Genomic DNA, 17,207 nt, shown 5'->3' with positions numbered 1-17,207 from the left:
CGGTGGCTCGGGGTAGACCCGGAACGCGGGGACAGACAACGAGCCTGTCCCTTCAGGGACGGGTTCATGACATCCAGGGTGACCCAGCAACCCCCAAGCCGGAACGACAGGAGCCGGCGCAGTCTCGTCAGTGGCCACCAGACGCCAGCCCACGGCCCGTCGACCACATGTCAGCCTGTTTTATGACGTCATCTCTCGGCAAGGGCCAATTACTGGCTGCTGTCAACGGCGGCTGAATGCGGGCCTCGTCCAAGGGGCAACCTGGTGCAGGCGACCCAGCCCTACGCCCTGGCGACGTATGCGGGGGCGAATTTGACCGGTAGGGCGGACAGACCGCGCATCCATACGGACGGTCGCCATACGAGTGCGTTGGCGGCCACTGCCAGCGTCACGTCCGGGAGCCGATCGAGGAGCACCTCGACAGCGGTCTGGGAGATGATCTCGGCGGCCTCGTGCGCCGGGTATGGGCACCCGTGCTCGCCGTGGCTGAAGGACATATGGGCGTGGTTGCCATCGGAGCCGGCGAAGGAGCCCGGTTGTACCTGCGGGTCGGTGTTCGCGGCGGCGTAGCTGAGGACGAGGAGGTCACCGGCCTGGATGCGTTGTCCGCCAAGGTGGGTGTCCCGGGCGGCCCAGCGCGCCGCGAAGTTCTGTGTGGGCGTGTCTGCCCAGAGCACTTCGTTCAACGCCTGGCCGACACTGCCGCGGCCGCCTGACAGGGTTATGGCGAACCGGTTGTCGGTCAGCATCAGCCGGAGGGTGTTGCCGATCCAGTCGGCCGTGGGCTGCTGAGCGGCGAACAGCACTACGGACAGGTCCGGGACGATTTCGTCGTCGGTGAGCTTCTCAGGGTGTGCCAGCAGGCGGGAGGGCACGTCCGGACCGGGATTCTCGCGCCTGAGGTCGAGCAGTCGGCGCAATCCGGCGTATATCCGGTGGTGGGCTTCGACAGCGCCTTCGCGGCTGTCAAGCGTGATGTACATGTCTCGCATCAGGTCCGACGCCTCGGACTCCGGCAGGCCGAACATCCAGGCGACGGCCAGCAGAGGAATCGGCCGCGCATACTGGTTCACCAGGTCGGCCTCACCACTGCCGGCGAACGTATCGATCAGCTTGTCGGCGAGCCGCTCACAGTGTCTCCTCAGCTCGAACTGGTCGACGGCGGCGAGGACGTCACTGATGGCTCCGGCACGCCGCCGATGCTCCGCCCCCTCGGTGAACATCGCGGACGGCTGGAACCCCACGATCGGCAGCAGCGGAGAGTCGGCCGGGACGCGGTCCCAGGCATTCCAGCGGCGGGAGTCGCGAGCGTACAACTGGGGATTGCTGGTGACTTCGTGGAGTTCGCGGTATCCGAGCACCAGCCACGCGGGCATGTCGCCGTCGAGCAGAATCGGGGCGACCGGCCCGTGCTGTCGTCTCATGTCCCGGTAAAGCTGGGCCGGGTTGTTCTGGAACCGCGGCCCGTACAACGGCGTGGCTTGCTGGTGGGCGGGGCACTCCGGTGGGGGCGAACCAGCGAACGGCGCTGTGGTGCCGGGTGAATGCTGAGGGGTGGTCATATCGTGGTCTCCCGTACGGAGGACAGGGCGAAGAGGTGGTTGACGAGAGCGATCAGCACGCCCTTGCAGGAGTCACGCCGGCGGGCGTCGCAGTCGATCAGCGGAATGTCGGGGGACAGGTCGAGTGCGTGCCGTACTTGGTGCAGGGTGTGTTCAGGCTGGCCGAAGTTGTTGCGGGCGACGACGAAGGGCATCCCGTGGTGTTCGAGGCGATCGATGGCGTACCAGGAGTCGGCCAGCCGCCGAGTGTCCACGAGCACGACGGCGCCCAGGGTCCCCGAGAACAGGCGATCCCAGAGAAACCAGAACCGCTCTTGGCCCGGTGCGCCGAACAGGTACAGCACCATGTGCTCGTTCAGGCTGATCCGCCCGAAGTCGAACGCGACCGTGGTCGTGGTCTTGGCCCGTACGCCGCTGTCGTCGATCCCGATGCCGGCCTGGGTCATGGTCTCTTCTGTGCTCAGCGGGCGGATCTCGCTGACAGAGCGGACCATGGTCGTCTTGCCAACACCGAACCCGCCGACGATCACGATCTTGAGGCCGTCCCTGGCGGTGCTCAGCAGCGGGGTATGGGCGGCTTGCTCAGAGTTTCTGAAGTCCAACGAGCACCTGCTTCAGGGTTTCGAGATCGGGCAGTTGAGTCTTGACGGAGGCCGAGGACGGATGGCGGGCGGTGATCCGGCCCATGTCGAGCAGGTCACACAGCAGGATCTTCACGACGCTGACCGGCAGTCCCAGATTCGAGGAGATCTCCACCACCGCTGTCGGGTAGCGGCACATTCGCAGGATCTTGACGTGCTCGGACTGCATGCCCGGGGTGGGGTCGCATTCGCTCACGATCAGCGTGACAAGGTCCAGGGCACTCTCGTCCGCGCGGCTGCGCCCGCCGGTGACGGTGTACAACCGGTCCGGGTCCTCGTTGTGAAGTGGTCGCCAGGTCATATCGGCTGGCTGTTGTGTTGAGGTTGGCGGGGCGGGGCGGTCAGATATTCGCCGATCTGCTCGACCAGTTCGTTCATGTTGTGGCCGATGACGCCGACGTCGGCATCGTCGTCGGCCAGTACGGCGAGATGGGCTCCTTCTCCGGCTTCCACGATGAACAGCAGCCCGCCGTGGAACTCCGTCATGGACTGCCGCACGCCGCCGGTACCGTCGCCGAACTCGACGGACGTGCCGTAGGCCAGACTCTGGATTCCCGAGGCGATGGCGGCTAGTTGGTCAGCCTGGTCCACGGTGAGCTCGTGGGTATGGCAGAGCTTGAGGCCGTCCTTCGACAGCACCAGGGCATGTCGAGTCCCCGGCGTCTTCTCCAGAAGGTTCTCCAGCAACCAGTCGAGGTCACGATCTGTGGTGTTCATCGGAATCCTGGGGTCACGCCCGGGCACCTGATGCCGGGAGCGGACCCCTTGCCTCCTAATCTGTTGTCCGATCGGGTCCGGTGCGAGCATCGAGGTGCCGATGTCCCCTTCTTCATGCAGGGAAGCGGTCACTGGGTGTCGTCGTCCTGGCGAGAAGAAGGATGGCTGCCGGTGCCGTTGCCCCGGCTGGCCTCGCGGAATGCGCCGAATCGCGCACCGGCGCCGGAGCGGGGAAGCGTGGGTTTCGTCGTCGGCGGGGCCGCAGCCGGGGATGTCGCGGCCAACGTTTGCCCACGGCGCCGCTGCGGCAGCCCGGGGTGTTCACTGTCCACAGTGGGCGCGGCCTTGGCAGGCGCGGCACTCCCGGCGGGCTTGGCGGCGTCTGCGCGGTGCCGTGCGCCCGGAGTGGGCACATGCGTGGGGCGTCGCGTGACCGAGACGGAGTCCTGCCCGTGCTCCGCGATCAATTGTCGCGGGATCATGACCAGCACTCCGGTGCCTCCACGTGAGGAGGGCCGGAAAAAGACGCTCAGGCCGTGCTTGCGGGCCAGACAGCCCACCACCGCGAGACCCAGCCGGGTACCGGACAGCGTGGTCAGGTCCAGCGGCTCGGAGGAAACCGCGCGCACAGCACGCTCCAACGCCGGAGGGCTCATGACGAGGCCGCTGTCCTCGATCGTGACCACGACACCCGCGTGCACCTCGTCCACGTACACGTGCACCTCCTCCGACGGAGGCGAGAAGCTGGCGGCGTTGTCCATCAGTTCAGCGAGAGCGTGCATGATGCCTTCGGCGGCGTACCCGGCGATCGCGACGGTGCAAGTTGAGTGCACCTTCATCCGCTGGTAGGCGTTGATGCGGCCCATCGCTCCGCGCAGGACGCTTTCCATGACGATCGGCTTGGTCCAGCGTCGGCCGGAGCGTGCTCCGGTCAGTACGACGATGCTGTCCGCCAGCCGGCCTGCCTGCGCCGTGCTGTGGTCCAGCTTCAGCAGGTCACCGAGGACATTTTCGTCGCATCGGTCCTCCATCTCCCGCAGGTCGGCGAGCATGCTGGTGGCCAGGGCCTGGACTCGGCCCGCAGCGTTCGCGCAGGCTGCCATAGTGGCCGCGCGCATGCGCTCTGCTCTGCTGACCTCCTGCGCCAGCGTCCACAGGAGGCGTTGGCGGACACCATCGACGGAGTGCTGCACTTCGGCCAGTGCGGTGTCCACCGACGCCCCCTCGCGCACCCGCTGGACCACAGCGGGCAGCGTGTCGTCAGCGAGCCGAGCGACGTCCGCGTCCAGCACCGCGATACGGCCGCGGAAATAGTGTGCCGCCTGTGTGCTGTATGCCGCGACCGTGACGGCAACACTCACCAGGACCGCTGCCGCCGCGCCGAACCAGGCCACGAGCGTCTGACCCACAGCGGGTGTCTCGGCTGTCACCCACAGGCACGCGCTACCGGTGATGACAAGTGCGGCCAGCAGAACGAGCAGGGCCCAACCCATCGGCGGGCGCTCTGCCTGATGGTGAATGGGTATGCGTACTGACATCGATCAGGTCCTTGTGGGGCGTTGGTGGCAGAGGGACAGGGACATGCGAACCGGAATCCCACTACGGCGGGACGCGGACGCCGGGCAGTGGACCGCCGGCGGTATGCCGAATGCCGGCGCGTGCTCATACAACGTGGCCGGAATGAAATCCGGACATGGTTTTCGGGTGTGGCATCGGCGGGTCCGGTCCGTACCCGGCAAGATGGTGCGCGAGCAGACGGACAACGGCCCAGTACGGATTCGAAGGACTGGTGCTGACTCAGGTACTCAAGCTCCTAGATTTCGATTCTTCGTTTCACCTGCGCCAGTCGCCCTGGCGCAGCAGTGCGTGCCGGGGCGGTGTGTTGGGACCGAGATCGTTCACAGGATGGAGATCCTAGCGTCGATCTTTCCCGTTCGTAAGCACCGATCCCCGGAATGTCGTAACGATCTTGGCGGACAGTAATTACGTGCAGGTGGGAACGATTTCCCGCGTTGTTGTGCTCATCGGCCATCCAAAGTTTTCCGGGGGACAATACCAAACAGCGTCAGAATCCCGTGCAGGTGCTCCGTTGGTGGCGGCAACCAGTGAACGCGGAGGGTCGACCTGGGAGTCTTCCGGTTCTTGGGGCGGCTCGGACTGGCCGGTGAACCGCTGTTGAAACTGTCCGCGAGAGAGGCTGGCGTGTTCCATCCGCCTTGCGTTACATAACGATTCTGCTCTGAGAAGAATCTGAATCTGGTTCATCATGACACATCCAACTCGAGTGACTATGTCGTTGCCTCAATGACCTCGTCGAGGGTGAGGCGGGTTCCTTTGTGGAAGGCGGCGGCGAACTTCTCATTCCCGAGTGCCCGGCGGGCTCGTTTCACGCATTGGGCGTGGGACGGGGCAAGGTGCGTGAGTCCGGCCATCGGGGTCCCGACAGATTTCCAGACCTTGCGGGCTGTGCCGAGCAGTCGTGCGGCGTGTTCGTCGTCTCCCTCGGCTGCCGCGATCCAAGCCAGGATCTCGAGACTGTGAGCAATGCCCCATTGGTTGTGGAACCGGCCTAGCCGGAGGCTTTCGCGAATCAGCTTGCCGGCCTGTTGCCGATCGCCGGTCAACCACTTGACGAAGCCGAGCGACCACAGCGCCCAGGATCTTGACAGGTGTGCGCGGGTTTCGGACAGGGCCAGGCACTCCTCGCCGAAGGCGACAGCACGCTCGGGGTCGTCGGCAACCGCGGTGGCCACAGTGAGCTGGAGTAAGGCGATCCAGACGCCGGCCAGGTCACCGGCCGCGTGATGGTGGGTGAGTGCGTCCTCAAGGAGCGTGACCGCGCGTTGGAGATCGTTCTGGTAGAACGCTGCCATACCGGAGATCCGGGTGGCGTGCGCGAAGGCGGATTCATCGTGAAGTCGCTGAGCGAGGGCGCGGGACTCCTCCACCATGGACTGTCCTGCGGCCACGTCGGCCTGCTGAAGGGCGATCCAGCCGCCGGTCCATAGGGCGTTGGCCCGTGCCGAACTCGGTTCCTGGCTGAGCTCCAACGCCTGGTCGAGCCAATGGCGGCCTTCACGGTGGGAGCCGGTAAGGATCAAGTAGGTCCATGGCGCGGCTGCGATCTCGAGCCCTGCCTGCGCCTCTCCGGGGGTTGTCAGGCAGAACTCCAGCGCGGCCCGGATGTTCGCGTGCTCCCGCTGCAGCCGGACGAGCCATTCCACTTCGTTCGGCCCAAGCCACTCCCGTGTCGCGTTCTCGATCAGATGTCGGTAGTGGTTGCGATGTCGTGCCCGCAGGGCCGTCCGCAGGCCGGATGGTGCCAGGCGTTCCTCGCCGTACTGGCGGATCGGTTCCGGCATTCGGTAGCGCGCCGGGTCGCCGTGGTCCATGCGGATAAGGACGGACTTGTCCACCAGCCCGGCCACCAGGTCGAGGACAGTTTCGCGGGCAACCTCCTGACAGGAGCAGATGACCTCGGCCGCATCCAGGTCGAACCCGTCGGCGAATACGCACGCTCGCACCCACAGTGCCCGTTCTGACGCCGAGCACAGGTCGAAGCTCCAGTCGATCGCTCTTCGCAGTGTCTGCACGCGGGGCGCCGAGACTCGGCTCCCCCCGGCAAGGAATTCGAAGTAGTCGCCCAGCCTGGCCAGCATCTGACGGATCGACATCGCCCGCACCCGTACCGCAGCCAGTTCGATGGCCAGGGGGATGCCGTCCAGCCGATCGCAGATCTGGGCGACGACCTCGTGGTTCGTTGCGTCAACCCGGAAACCGGGCATTGCCGTCGCGGCGCGCTCGGCGAACAGGCGTACCGCCGCGTACGGCGTCGAAGAGCTCGTTACGTGTCTCAGGTCCGGCACTGGCAACGGGGGCACCTCCAAGAGGTACTCGCCGGTCGTTCCCAGTGCCTGTCGGCTGGTGGCCAGGATCCGTAGTTCCGGCGCCGCTCCTAGCAGTGCATCCGCCAGTATCGCGGACGTGTCCACAAGGTGCTCGCAGTTGTCCAGAACCAACAACAGTTGCTTGTCCCTGAGATAGTCGAACAGTATGTCCACTGTTGACCGAGCCGACTGATCCTGGAGACCCAGGACATCGGCGACCGTCTGGGGCAGCAGCTTGTCGTCCGTCAGCCCCGCCAGCTCGACCAGCCATATGCCGTCGGGGAACTCCTCGCGTAACTGCGCAGCCGCACGTAGTACCAGCCGTGTCTTGCCGACCCCGGCCACACCCGTCACGGTCAACAACCGGCGCCGGCGCAACACCCGTTTGGTCTCGGCGACCTCGCGCCGACGATCTACAAAACTGGTCACTTCCGCGGGAAGATTGTTCTTCGGCCGTCGGGAACTGGTGGGGGTCATGACGGAATCTCACGTCGTTCGGTGGCCCCGGCAGCGATCTTCGGGCGAGCGGTCAAACCGCGCTTGGCCAAGATGTCCTCGATGTCGTGAAAGGTCCGTTTGATCCGCAGGCTTCGAGTGCGTGCGCCGCCACCTTTCTTGTCTCGCCATAGATCGAGCCTCGTGAGATTGCCCCCGAAACTGGTTCGCCGCAACTGGAAGACGTGGGCGCAATCTCGTCATTGGCCACCACGCGCCAGCGCGAACACAAGGCCAGGTGATCGGCCTTCTTTGCCGCCCGGCACGAATCCGGACGGAGTAACGCAATCGAAAGGCTTGACGCTGAAGTGCATGAGATGAGCGCGCATCGTTTCCGCCGGGTACAACGAGAACAGAATCCGCGACTGGCGCGCCTACACCTGCTAACCTCATGCACGTGCAGATGCATGTGCATGAGTATCCTGGACGGGTGGTCTTGGCAATGTCCGGTAAGTCCGCAGTGGTCTGTCCATAGGGGCCGCTGGTCACGCCAACGGCCGTGATCGCTTGCTCGGTATGGATGCCTGCCGGAGGTTGAGCCGGAGCGATGGGCCGAGATGGCAGAGTCCTCATAGGACTCTGTCAGTCCTTTGCTTGCTGCACCAAGGTCCAGCGCTCCGATCGGCATGCAAGGTGGCCGCGGATCGGGTTTCTCGGCTGGTGCTCTGCAGCGTGCTGTTCCGGTCTTGAGATTTGGGGTTTGTCATGATTCGCGCGCGGGCCTTCGTCGGCAACGTGGTTCATTTGTGGGTACCAGATTCGGTCACCGCGTCCGGTCTTGCGTTGTGCGGTGTGGCTGGTCCCGCCATCGCAGACCAGGCTGGTCCGTTGTGCGCAGCATGCTGGCGGGCTCATGGCGGCTCACTCGGCTCGGCGTTCGCACGGGGACCGTTGCGCGGGCGGCCCCAACGGGCGGTGACTGGCCTGTTTGAATGACACAGTCGGCAACCCGGAGGACGTGTGCTGTTTGCACCGCCTGGCCGGCGCCGGTTGCATGCGTTGCGGGACAAGGTCTTCCGTTGGATGTCGGATACGACAGGTCTGTCCCGTCGGGACGTGCCTGTAGGTAGGCCAGGTGCGGCGGACCCGACTCCGGCAGCGGACCCGACTCCGGCAGCAGAGCCGCCGGTGCGGAAGGCTATTCGCCCAGTGCGTAGGCGATGGCCTGTTCTGGGGTCATCCGGGCGCCGTGCTGGAGGGCGTGGTGGTAGGCGCGGTCACCGAGGGCGTCGTGAGTGTGTGTCCGCCATTCCTGCCCCTGGTCGATCAAGGCGTCGAAGCCGAACAGTGGTCGGCCGATTGGCTCCCACATCGTGTCCGCCGCGCCCTGCAGCACGGCGGCCCGTGTCCAGTCGCCCTGCGCGGCGGCGATCCACGACAGGAGATCCACACCGAACGGGTAGCCCAGCTGGTCGGTCACGTCACGCTTGACGCGGAGGCACTCACACAGGTGAGCCGCCGCTTGCCGGGGGTTTCCCGCTGTCAAACACGCGATGCCGGCGGCGTTCAATGTCCAGGACAAGGCCCAGCGTTCTCCCAGCGACGCGCAGATGGTCCGGCACTCGTCGAGCAGGTCCATGGCATGGTCGGTGTCGCCGGCCGTGCCGACGGCAAATACCTGCATCGGAAAAATAATCAGCGCGGGCGCGGTCCATCGGGTCGATGCCCGGTGGCGAGCCAGGACCTGGTCAAGCAGTGGGATCGCCTGCTGCGGGTCGCCGGTCGCCAGGCGCGCCCAGCCGAGGTGCTGGGTCGCATAGGTCCGCTCGGTCTCGTTGCCCAATTGTTGGGCGAGGTCCCGGCTTTCGTCCAGCAGGGCCAGGCCGGCCTGGTAGTCGCCCTGCACGGTGGCGATCCATCCGGTGATCCACAGCGCCCTCGCGCGGTCCCGGCTGGGTGCCGGATTGGCCTGCAGGGCCTGGTCGAGCCAGTACCGGCCGTCGCGGACGAAGCCGCAGGCGATCCAGTAGAACCACAGGGCCGCAGCCAGCCGCAGGCCGTCCCGCTGCTGGCCGGGCACGGTCAGGCAGTAGTCCAGCGCCGCGAAGAGGTTGGCCCGCTCGATCCGCAACCGCTTGGCCCAGTCGGGCTGGCGCGGGCCGCCCGAGTCGGCGTCGGCCTGTTCGGCCAGGTGCAGGTAGTAGTCGCGGTGCCGGCGGCACGGCCCAGCCGGGTCCCCGGTCTCGGCCAGCCGTTCCCGCCCGTACTGGCGGATGGTGTCCAGGATCCGGTACCGCACTGCGGTAGCGCATTCTTCCCGGATCAGAACCGATTTGTCGATCAGTCCGGCCACCGCCTCGAAGACCTCATCGTGGGCCAGCCCTGGACCGGCGCACACGTGTTCGGCCGCGTCCAGGTCGAAATCCCCGGCGAACACCGAACACCGGGCCCAGAGCAGTCGTTCCGCCTCCGAGCACAGCTCGAAGCTCCACTCGACCGTCGCCCGCAGGGTGTGATGGCGCGGCAGGGCTGTGAGGTGCCCGGCCGTCAGCAGCGTGAACCGGTCCTCCAGCCGGACCAGCAACTGCTCCACCGACATGACTCGCATCCGGGCCGCGGCCAGTTCGATCGCCAACGGCAACCCGTCCAGCCGTCGGCACAGCCGCGCCACCACCGGCTCGTTGTCCCTGCTCAGGGCGAACCCCGGAGCGACCGCCGCAGCCCGGTCGGCGAATAACGCCAGCGCGTCGCGGGGGCCTGCCGGTGCCCGCGTATCGGGTTCGGTGGGGGGCAGGGACAGCGGTGGGACGGGCCAGCGATGTTCACCGGGGATGCCGAGCGGTTCCCTGCTGGTGGCCAGCACGGACAACCGCGGCACAGTGGTCAGCAACCGAGCCGAGAGGTGGCCGCACCCGTCCAGCACGTGCTCACAGTTGTCCAGGATGAGCAGCAGGTGCTTGTCCGCCAGGAACTCGGCCAGCACGGTCGCCGGATCCCGCCGCGAGTGATCGCGCAACCCCAGCGCGGCGGCGACGGTCTGCTCCACCAGCGCCGGATCGCTGAGCGTGGCCAGCTCCACCAGCCACACCCCGTCGGGAAACCTCCGGCGAACCGTGCGCCCGACGTGCAGGGCCAGCCGGGACTTTCCCACCCCACCGACCCCGGTCAAGGTCACCAACCGGGCCGCGGACAGGACGCGTTTCACCTCGGCCGTGGCCTGCCGCCGCCCCACAAAACTGGTCACGTCGGCCGGCAGATTGCCTGCCACCCTGCCCGATCCGGTGCCCGCCATCACCGCTCCCGGCTTTGTCGTTGTTCGGTGACCCATGCGGCGAGTTGGGTGCGTTTGGTGAAGCCGAGTTTGGCCAGGATGCGTTCCACGTGGCCCTCGGCGGTGCGCTGGGCGATCACCAGCCGGGCGGCGATCTGCTTGTTCGTCAGGCCCTCGGCGACCAGTTCAGCGACCTGCTGCTCGCGTCGGGTGAGCGTCGTCGCGGCGCTGGCGGGTGCTGGCGCCGCCTGCGGTTTCTCGTTCAGGGCGTCCGCGATGGCGTCCGCGAGGCTCAGGTCCATGCCGCGCTGGAAAGCGGCCTGGAATGCCTGCTCGCCCAGCGCGTGACGCATCCGCTGCTCGCACTCCTCGTGGTAGCCGAGCAGGTGCCGGACCGTCGCCGGGGACGCGCCGATGGTGTGCCAGAGCGCCTGCGCGGCGCCGAGGAGCGTGGCAGCGCGCCGGGAATCCGGCTCGCCAGCCGCGATCCAGGCCAGGGCCTCCAGGCACCAAGCGGTGCCGAGCAGGTCGTTGAGCGGGCGCTTGAGGCGTAGGCTCTCCCGTACCAGCCCGGTCGCCCGCCGAGGCTGGCCCTGCTGCCAGACCGCCAGCCCGAGGGCCCACAGCGAGATCGATCGGTACCAGACCTCGCCGCGAGGTTCGGTGATCGCCAGTACCTCTTCGTGGGCGGCGAGTGCCCGTGTCGCGTCTCCGCGTCCCCCGCTGTATACCGCGAGAGCGAAGAGGGTTTCGAGCAGCCGGGGGAGGTTGTTCTCGGCGCGGAACGCGTCGAGGGCCGCATCCAGCAGCGCGACCGAGCGGGGGAGATCCCCCCGGTGCCCCGCCACGTATCCGGAGGCGAGCGAGAACAGCGCGCACGTCGAGGCATCATCCAGCTGCCTTGCGACCTCCTGTCCCTCATCCAGCAGGGCCGACGCGGCAGCGATGTCGCTCTGCTGCCCGGCCAGCATGCTGTCGGCGTAGAGGGCTCGGGCCCGCTCCACGGAGGACCTGGGCTGCTGGGCCAGGGCGCGGTCGAGCCACTGCCGGCCCTCGCTGAGCAGCCCCCGGCCGAACCAGTAGACGTACAGCGACGTGGCCATCCGCAGTGCGGCCCCGGCCTCGCCGGGCTCGGTGAGGCAGAACTCCAGCGCGGCACGCAGGTTGGGGTACTCCCGCTCCAGACGGGCGAACCAGTCCACCTGCCGGGAACTGATCCACTCGGCTTCCGCACGCGCCACCAACTCGGCGTACCAGTCCCGATGCCGCCGGCGTAGTGCGGTGTCCTGGCCGGATTCCCGCCCCTTGTCCTGACCGAATTCGCGGAGGGTGTCCAGCAGCCTGTACCGCACGGTGCCGCCGTCCTGCCGGATCAGGATCGACTTGTCCACCAGGGACCTCACCAGGTCGAACACGCCCTCCGACGCCAGGTCGTCCCCGGCGCAGATGCCCTCGACCGCCTCCAGTTCAAAGCCGCCGACGAACACCGTCAGCCGGGCCCACAGCAGCCGTTCCGGGCACGTGCACAGCCCGTGGCTCCACTCGATGCAGGCCCGCAGGGTCCGCTGCCGCGCCGGTGCGCCGCGCAGACCAGCGCCCAACAGCCGGAACCGGTCGGACAGGTGGTGCAGGATCTCCGCCGGTGACAGCGCCGGCAGCCGCGCCGCGGCCAGCTCGATCGCCAGCGGCAGCCCCTCCAGCCGGCGACAGATCTGCGCGACCGCGCCCTGGTTGTCCGCGGTAAGGCAGAACCCGGGCACCACCGCCACGGCCCGCTCGACGAACAGGGCCACCGCCGCGGACTGGGACAGGCCCCGCAGGGTGTGCGGCCGCCGTGGGTCTGGTACCGGCAGCGGCGGCACCGGCAGCGTGACCTCCCCGCTCACGCCCAGCCGCTCCCGGCTGGTGGCCAGCACCCGCAACCGCGGGCAGGCCCGCAGCAGCGCATCGACCAGTTTCGCGACCGTGTCCACTAGATGCTCACAGTTGTCCAGCACCAGCAGCACCTGCCGGGCAGCGAGATACTCCGTCAACATCGCCATCGGCGGGCGCCGTGACTGTTCCCCCGGCTCCAGCGTGGCCTGCTCCCGCAGCCCCAGGGTGGCGGCCATGGTGTGCTCCACCAGCGCTGGATCCTGCAGCTCGCCCAGCTCGACCAGCCACACCCCGTCATCGAACGCCCGCTGCACCTGCGCGGCCACCTGCAGCGCGAGCCGGGACTTGCCGATCCCCCCGACCCCGGTCAAGGTCACCAGATGGGAGGCCGACAGCACCTGCTTGGCCTCGGTCACCTCGCGCCGACGGCCGACAAAGCTGGTCAGCTCCAGGGAAAGATTCCCGGCCTTACCCGGGGCGGTGGGTGGCATGACACCTTCACACTGCAACCCAAGGCTGCTGCTCGATCTTCGGTGTTCAATCGAACCCAGGCCCGGCTGCCACGTTAACCGCTGCAGCGCCGGCACGCAGCTGACTTCATATCGGCCGTATTCATGCAGCGACGTTGAGGCACGGTCGGGCTCGATAGTTGGTCGCCAGGCCTTCTGGGCGGTTCTCGAACGGCCAAGAGCCCGCCCGCTTGTAGTCTTGGCCGTCTTTGTGGCGGCTAAGTGTCCACGACATATTAATGAGATCATGTTAATGAGGTCGTGGCGAATAGTGGCCAGTGGCGCCTTTTCTGCCTGGGCACGACACATATGTGACGGACCGTCGACCGAATACCGCTCACGGGGGCTGGTTCGGTGTGGAGATCGCTGCAAAGATGATTGCACATCGGACAACCCGGGATCTGTGATGTCACGTGCCGGTTCGTGTCAATCGGTGGGCAATCTTCCCGCCGAGGTCACCAGCTTCGTCGGCCGCCGAGGAGAGGTCGCCGCGGCGAAGCGGTTGTTGCGGCGGCATCGGCTGGTCACCTTGACCGGTGGTGCGGGGGTCGGCAAGACCCGGCTGGCCCTGCGGATAGCCGCGCGCCTGGCGGATGCCGTCCCCGATGGGGTGTGGCTGGTGGAGTTCCTGCATGACAACGACCTGCTCGTATCCATCCGCAGTGCTCGGTTATGGCTCACTGTGGCTGGCCACTTCGAGCTCGTTCACCTTGGAGGAGACATCCGGTAGGAAGGGGCTGTGTTGGGTGAGCCCGCTGGGTTTGGCCTGGTCACTGTCCCCAGCTGAATGCCAGGCCGCCGGCCAGAGCCAGGATGATCCCGGCTATCAGCACCAGCCCGGCGCGGCGGATCCGCCGATAGCGGCCGACGACCAGGCCGGCGTGCAGCAGAGCGGCAGCCGCGTGGTGGCCCAGCGGATCGGTCGCCACCTTGCGGTAGTAGGTACGGGCCTCATCGAGGGTTTTCAGTTCGGAGACCTCGACCAGTGCGCCGAGCGGACCGCCGCCGTAACGCTTGCGGTGGTGCAGTTTGGGCAGGATTACGAGCACGATCAGGACAAACCCGATACTCAGCACTATGGCAGCGGCGCTGAGCAGTACCGCGGCCGCGACAGCCCCGGCTTGGCGGGAATAGACAGTGGCCAGAGTGCCGAGGACTCCGGTCGTGCCGATCAGTGCGGCCAGTAAGGACAGCAACGCGGTCACTTTGGTGTCGGTGCGTGGACCCTCGGAACGGAAGCTGGCGGCGTCGGTCTCAGCGAGCTTGGCTGCCGCCGCGTTCAGTTCGACGTCGGTCTCGGGCGGCGTATCGACCGTCGGGGCGCAAGCGGCGGCGCCATTGGTGATCTGGTCGGCGGGCGAGCCGGTGTCCACGATCAGTTCCTTCGTTTCGGGGCCGAAGTGAGCAGGCACGACAGCCTTGCGCATGTGTCGAACTCCGTTCGAGATGATGGTGAACCGCAGTCGCTCGCACGACACCTGCCTCTGGCGTCGGCTGCGTCAGCCGTGGCCAGGAGCATGGAGTACATGACATCGACGGCCGCCGATCATGCCCAAGGCCGTTGCAGCCTCATTGCAACAAGACCGCCCCTCGGGCACCGTGCTTTCACGGAGGCAACTGGAAGCCGCCCGCGGCCCTGTCGCGGATCAGGAAGCCGAAGCCTTCCGTTCGGCTGCCGAGGTCCATGAGCAGATTGCGTGCCTGTTGGGTGGTCCAGGGGCCGTCGGGGTTGGTGGTGGTGCCGAGGATGTGCACGTAGCGCGTGGAGACTTCGAGGACGAAGAACACGTAGACGCGCTTGAGGATGACGGCGCAGTCGACATGGAACAAATCGCACGCCAACATGCTCGCGGCCTGGGTACGCAGGAACCGCCGCCAGGACATGTCGGTGTCACGCCTGGGCGCAGGTGGCATCCGCAGCGCAACTACGGCATCGTCTACCGGCGGCCGCCCGGTCTTGTTCGGGTAGGTCCACTTCTTCGCGACCAGTCGCCGGTGCCAACGCAGGACGGCGCCTGGTGTCACCAATCGATGCTCACTCAGTGGCCGGGGAATCGGCGCATCAGTGCGGCGAGCACCGCACGATCGGCCCAGTGCAACCGCGGACGGGGATTGGTCCGGCGCAGCACGGCGATCTCATGTTGCAGCACCAGCAGTTCGACGTCCTTGGTTGTCGACGATCGGCCAAGCAGAACCAACCAGTCCACGAGCCGAACGAAGATTAGGTACAGCAGTCGGAACGCCACGCCTCACGATCATGCCCTACGGCTCATGGTGCACGATTACTGCAGCTCAGCGCGCCAGTACGCGGTTTTGGAACCTCACAGGGTCGTCGGAACGATGTGACTCAGCTGGGAAAGGCAACCAGGGCTATGACTTCCATGCTTCGCGGACGGCGGCCACCTGTTCCGGGGCCTGGCCGTCGATCTCCTGGACCAGCGCGGCGACGGCAGGCCGGAGGGCGGCTGTCCTTGCGAGAGTCCACTGGTAGATCTCGTCGGACTCGTTGGACTCGAGGAATTCGGCCCAGAGGGATTCGTAGGTGTCCTCGTCGTCGTCTTCGTCCTCGTCGTTTTCGGTTTCCTCTGGTGCGTTGGCGAAGCGGTCCAGCCAGGTGCGTGCTTCTGGGGACAGTGCTGGCACGGGGGTGTCGGCGGGAATGTCGCTGAGCTGTTCGCCGGCCTCGGTCAGTGCGGTGAGGCAGCCGGTGAGCGCGGGTTCGGGTACCTGGTGGGCCCGTAGTACTCGGATGAGCCAGTCGAACGCGTCCGGGCTCGCCGGCCAGAGGGTCGATTGGTGGACGATCGCGGATCGGAAGTGGAGGGCTGCGGCGTTCTGAGCATCGGCGTCGTCGTCGAGCAGCGCGGCGAGGTGGCCGCGGGTGTCGGTGGCTTTGCTATAGGCGTGGGGCCAGTTCGTCCACTCAGCGTCGGCGAGCCCGACGATGTCCTGCCGGAGAGTCATGGGTGTGCAGGCTATCCCTGCCGTATCGCGGCCCAGCAGCGGACCGGCGCTCATGTGCGCCCTGAAGCTGGCCAAGGGGCCTCGCCGTCCTACCGACGCTGGCGGGAGTGATTCGAAGATCGGCAGGCGGATGGGGACCAGCATCAGCAAGAACCAGCGCGCCTGCCCGACCACGTCCACCGCGACATTCCAGGTGCACGCGACCCGATCCACCCGGATGCGCCGAATGTCGTCCCCGGGTTTCATACCGCGACCTCATGGTCAGCAAGGCCGGACCGTTGACGGCACCTGTTCCACGCACTACGCGAACACGAACAGTTCTACAACTCTCACCGACCTCACCAAGGCATCGCCAACGCCCGACCGCTCGACCACTGCCATCGCCGATCACCAGTCAGGACAAGATCACCCGTCTCGACATCCGTCGACGCCCACGGTTGGGCGGCATCCTCAACGAGTACCACGATGCCGCTTGACCTGGCCGGATGACATTTACGGCAAGCGCAGGGCCTGATCGGGTTGTATCAGGGCTTGCGGGCGACTCCGCCGACGAGCAGCCGCTGCAACGGGGCCAGTGGCTGGACACGGGGCCCGTCGGGCCACCAGTCGGCGACCGGCACCATGCCCGGCTCGACGAACTCCAGTCCCCGGGTCATCTCGGCAAGCCGCTCGGCGGTGCGGAACCAGCCGGTGCCTACCGTGCTGGCGAGGCCGGCAGCCTGAACACGGGCCGCCAGGCCGGCCAGTTCGTGCCCGTCGCCCGGGTCGAGCGTGTGCGCGAACACGACGTACGAGCCGGGCGCGAGGGCGTCGACCAGCACGCTCGTGATCCTGGCGGGTCGTATTCGTCGGCGATGTGGTTGAGGGTGGCGACCTGGAAGATCGCCATCGGCTGGTCGAAGTCGATGTACTTGCCGAGGGTGGCGTCAGCCAGCACGTTCTCCGGCTGGCGCCAGTCGATCTCGACCATGTGCGTCTGGTCGTTGTCGGACAGCAACGCCCGTCCATGCGCGATCACGAGCGGGTCGATACCGACGTAGACCACGTTCGCTTCGCGGTTGAGCCGTTGGACGACTTCGTGCATGTTCTCGCCGATCGGCAGGCACGGTCCGAAGTCCACGAATTGCCTGATCCCGGCCGAGCCGGCCAGGAACCTGGCGGCGCGCATCATGAACAGCCGGTTGTCCATGGCCACCTGGGGAAACTCTGGGGCCTGCGCCGCCAGTTGGTCGCGGGCCTCCCGATCGGCCTCGTAGTTGTCCTTGCCGCCCAGCAGCGCGTCGTACACCCGCGCGATGTTCGCGGCGTGAGGATCTGTCACCACTCGCCCTCTCAGACCATCGGAC

Annotated in this window: 12 protein-coding genes and 2 pseudogenes; 1 reads left to right on the top strand and 13 read right to left on the bottom strand. The window is 66.9% G+C overall.

Going from position 1 to position 17,207, the window contains the following annotated elements; translation table 11 throughout:
- Positions 1-281: 281 nt before the first annotated feature.
- The 8 genes from JOF56_RS44295 to JOF56_RS44260 form a co-directional block, all read right to left on the bottom strand.
- Positions 282-1,562: a cytochrome P450 gene (locus JOF56_RS44295; RefSeq protein WP_372448309.1), complete on the bottom strand. Its 1,281-nt coding sequence runs from the start codon at positions 1,560-1,562 to the stop codon at positions 282-284.
- Positions 1,559-2,092 carry a GTP-binding protein gene (locus JOF56_RS44290; RefSeq protein WP_209648852.1) on the bottom strand — a complete coding sequence of 178 codons (534 nt, stop codon included), beginning with the start codon at positions 2,090-2,092 and terminating at the stop codon, positions 1,559-1,561. Before JOF56_RS44290 ends, JOF56_RS44295 begins: the two co-directional genes overlap by 4 nt.
- 52 nt (positions 2,093-2,144) lie before the next feature.
- A complete protein-coding gene (locus tag JOF56_RS44285; RefSeq protein ID WP_209645541.1) occupies positions 2,145-2,504 on the bottom strand; it encodes a DUF742 domain-containing protein in 360 nt (119 codons plus the stop codon).
- Positions 2,501-2,920 (bottom strand): roadblock/LC7 domain-containing protein, encoded by a 420-nt coding sequence (locus JOF56_RS44280; RefSeq protein WP_209645540.1) that lies wholly within the window; start codon positions 2,918-2,920, stop codon positions 2,501-2,503. The genes JOF56_RS44285 and JOF56_RS44280 overlap by 4 nt, the downstream gene beginning before the upstream one ends.
- A gap of 128 nt (positions 2,921-3,048) precedes the next feature.
- Positions 3,049-4,458 (bottom strand): sensor histidine kinase, encoded by a 1,410-nt coding sequence (locus JOF56_RS44275; RefSeq protein WP_372448308.1) that lies wholly within the window; start codon positions 4,456-4,458, stop codon positions 3,049-3,051.
- Between the two features lie 750 nt (positions 4,459-5,208).
- Entirely contained in the window at positions 5,209-7,284 is a 2,076-nt protein-coding gene (locus JOF56_RS44270; protein WP_209645539.1) for an ATP-binding protein, read from the bottom strand.
- A 1,156-nt stretch (positions 7,285-8,440) separates the two neighbouring features.
- A complete protein-coding gene (locus tag JOF56_RS44265; protein ID WP_209645538.1) occupies positions 8,441-10,534 on the bottom strand; it encodes an ATP-binding protein in 2,094 nt (697 codons plus the stop codon).
- Positions 10,534-12,879, bottom strand: a complete 2,346-nt coding sequence (locus JOF56_RS44260; protein ID WP_209645537.1) for an ATP-binding protein — start codon at positions 12,877-12,879, stop codon at positions 10,534-10,536. Before JOF56_RS44260 ends, JOF56_RS44265 begins: the two co-directional genes overlap by 1 nt.
- A 424-nt stretch (positions 12,880-13,303) precedes the next feature.
- Between JOF56_RS44260 and JOF56_RS44255 the strand changes: the two are divergent.
- Positions 13,304-13,552, top strand: a pseudogene (locus tag JOF56_RS44255) (nSTAND3 domain-containing NTPase); the annotation flags it as partial.
- 115 nt (positions 13,553-13,667) lie between these two features.
- On the opposite strand, the gene JOF56_RS44250 reads toward JOF56_RS44255, so the two are convergent.
- From JOF56_RS44250 to JOF56_RS44225, 5 genes and pseudogenes are all read right to left on the bottom strand, one after another.
- Positions 13,668-14,324, bottom strand: a complete 657-nt coding sequence (locus JOF56_RS44250) for a Pycsar system effector family protein (protein WP_209645535.1) — start codon at positions 14,322-14,324, stop codon at positions 13,668-13,670.
- A 178-nt stretch (positions 14,325-14,502) separates the two neighbouring features.
- Positions 14,503-14,922, bottom strand: coding sequence for a hypothetical protein (locus tag JOF56_RS44245; protein WP_307855533.1), 420 nt, complete (start codon positions 14,920-14,922; stop codon positions 14,503-14,505).
- A gap of 14 nt (positions 14,923-14,936) precedes the next feature.
- Positions 14,937-15,143: a hypothetical protein gene (locus JOF56_RS44240; RefSeq protein ID WP_209645534.1), complete on the bottom strand. Its 207-nt coding sequence runs from the start codon at positions 15,141-15,143 to the stop codon at positions 14,937-14,939.
- A gap of 124 nt (positions 15,144-15,267) precedes the next feature.
- Complete coding sequence (locus JOF56_RS44235) at positions 15,268-16,107, bottom strand: hypothetical protein (protein WP_209645533.1); 840 nt, start codon at positions 16,105-16,107, stop codon at positions 15,268-15,270.
- A gap of 278 nt (positions 16,108-16,385) precedes the next feature.
- A pseudogene (locus JOF56_RS44225) lies at positions 16,386-17,149 on the bottom strand (SAM-dependent methyltransferase).
- Positions 17,150-17,207 lie beyond the last annotated feature (58 nt).

The sequence above is a fragment of the Kibdelosporangium banguiense genome (assembly GCF_017876405.1).
GTDB lineage: Bacteria > Actinomycetota > Actinomycetes > Mycobacteriales > Pseudonocardiaceae > Kibdelosporangium > Kibdelosporangium banguiense.
Note: the sequence above shows the minus strand (reverse complement) of the source record. Positions and strands in the feature narration are given on the sequence as shown.

Bases quoted from the DNA above. Each gene is read 5' to 3' on its own strand.
- JOF56_RS44295 (WP_372448309.1), bottom strand. From the start codon at position 1,562: ATGACCACCCCTCAGCATTCACCCGGCACCACAGCGCCGTTCGCTGGT.
- JOF56_RS44285 (WP_209645541.1), bottom strand. From the start codon at position 2,504: ATGACCTGGCGACCACTTCACAACGAGGACCCGGACCGGTTGTACACC.
- JOF56_RS44280 (WP_209645540.1), bottom strand. From the start codon at position 2,920: ATGAACACCACAGATCGTGACCTCGACTGGTTGCTGGAGAACCTTCTG.
- JOF56_RS44275 (WP_372448308.1), bottom strand. From the start codon at position 4,458: ATGTCAGTACGCATACCCATTCACCATCAGGCAGAGCGCCCGCCGATG.
- JOF56_RS44270 (WP_209645539.1), bottom strand. From the start codon at position 7,284: ATGACCCCCACCAGTTCCCGACGGCCGAAGAACAATCTTCCCGCGGAA.
- JOF56_RS44265 (WP_209645538.1), bottom strand. From the start codon at position 10,534: ATGGCGGGCACCGGATCGGGCAGGGTGGCAGGCAATCTGCCGGCCGAC.
- JOF56_RS44260 (WP_209645537.1), bottom strand. From the start codon at position 12,879: ATGCCACCCACCGCCCCGGGTAAGGCCGGGAATCTTTCCCTGGAGCTG.
- JOF56_RS44250 (WP_209645535.1), bottom strand. From the start codon at position 14,324: ATGCGCAAGGCTGTCGTGCCTGCTCACTTCGGCCCCGAAACGAAGGAA.
- JOF56_RS44235 (WP_209645533.1), bottom strand. From the start codon at position 16,107: ATGAAACCCGGGGACGACATTCGGCGCATCCGGGTGGATCGGGTCGCG.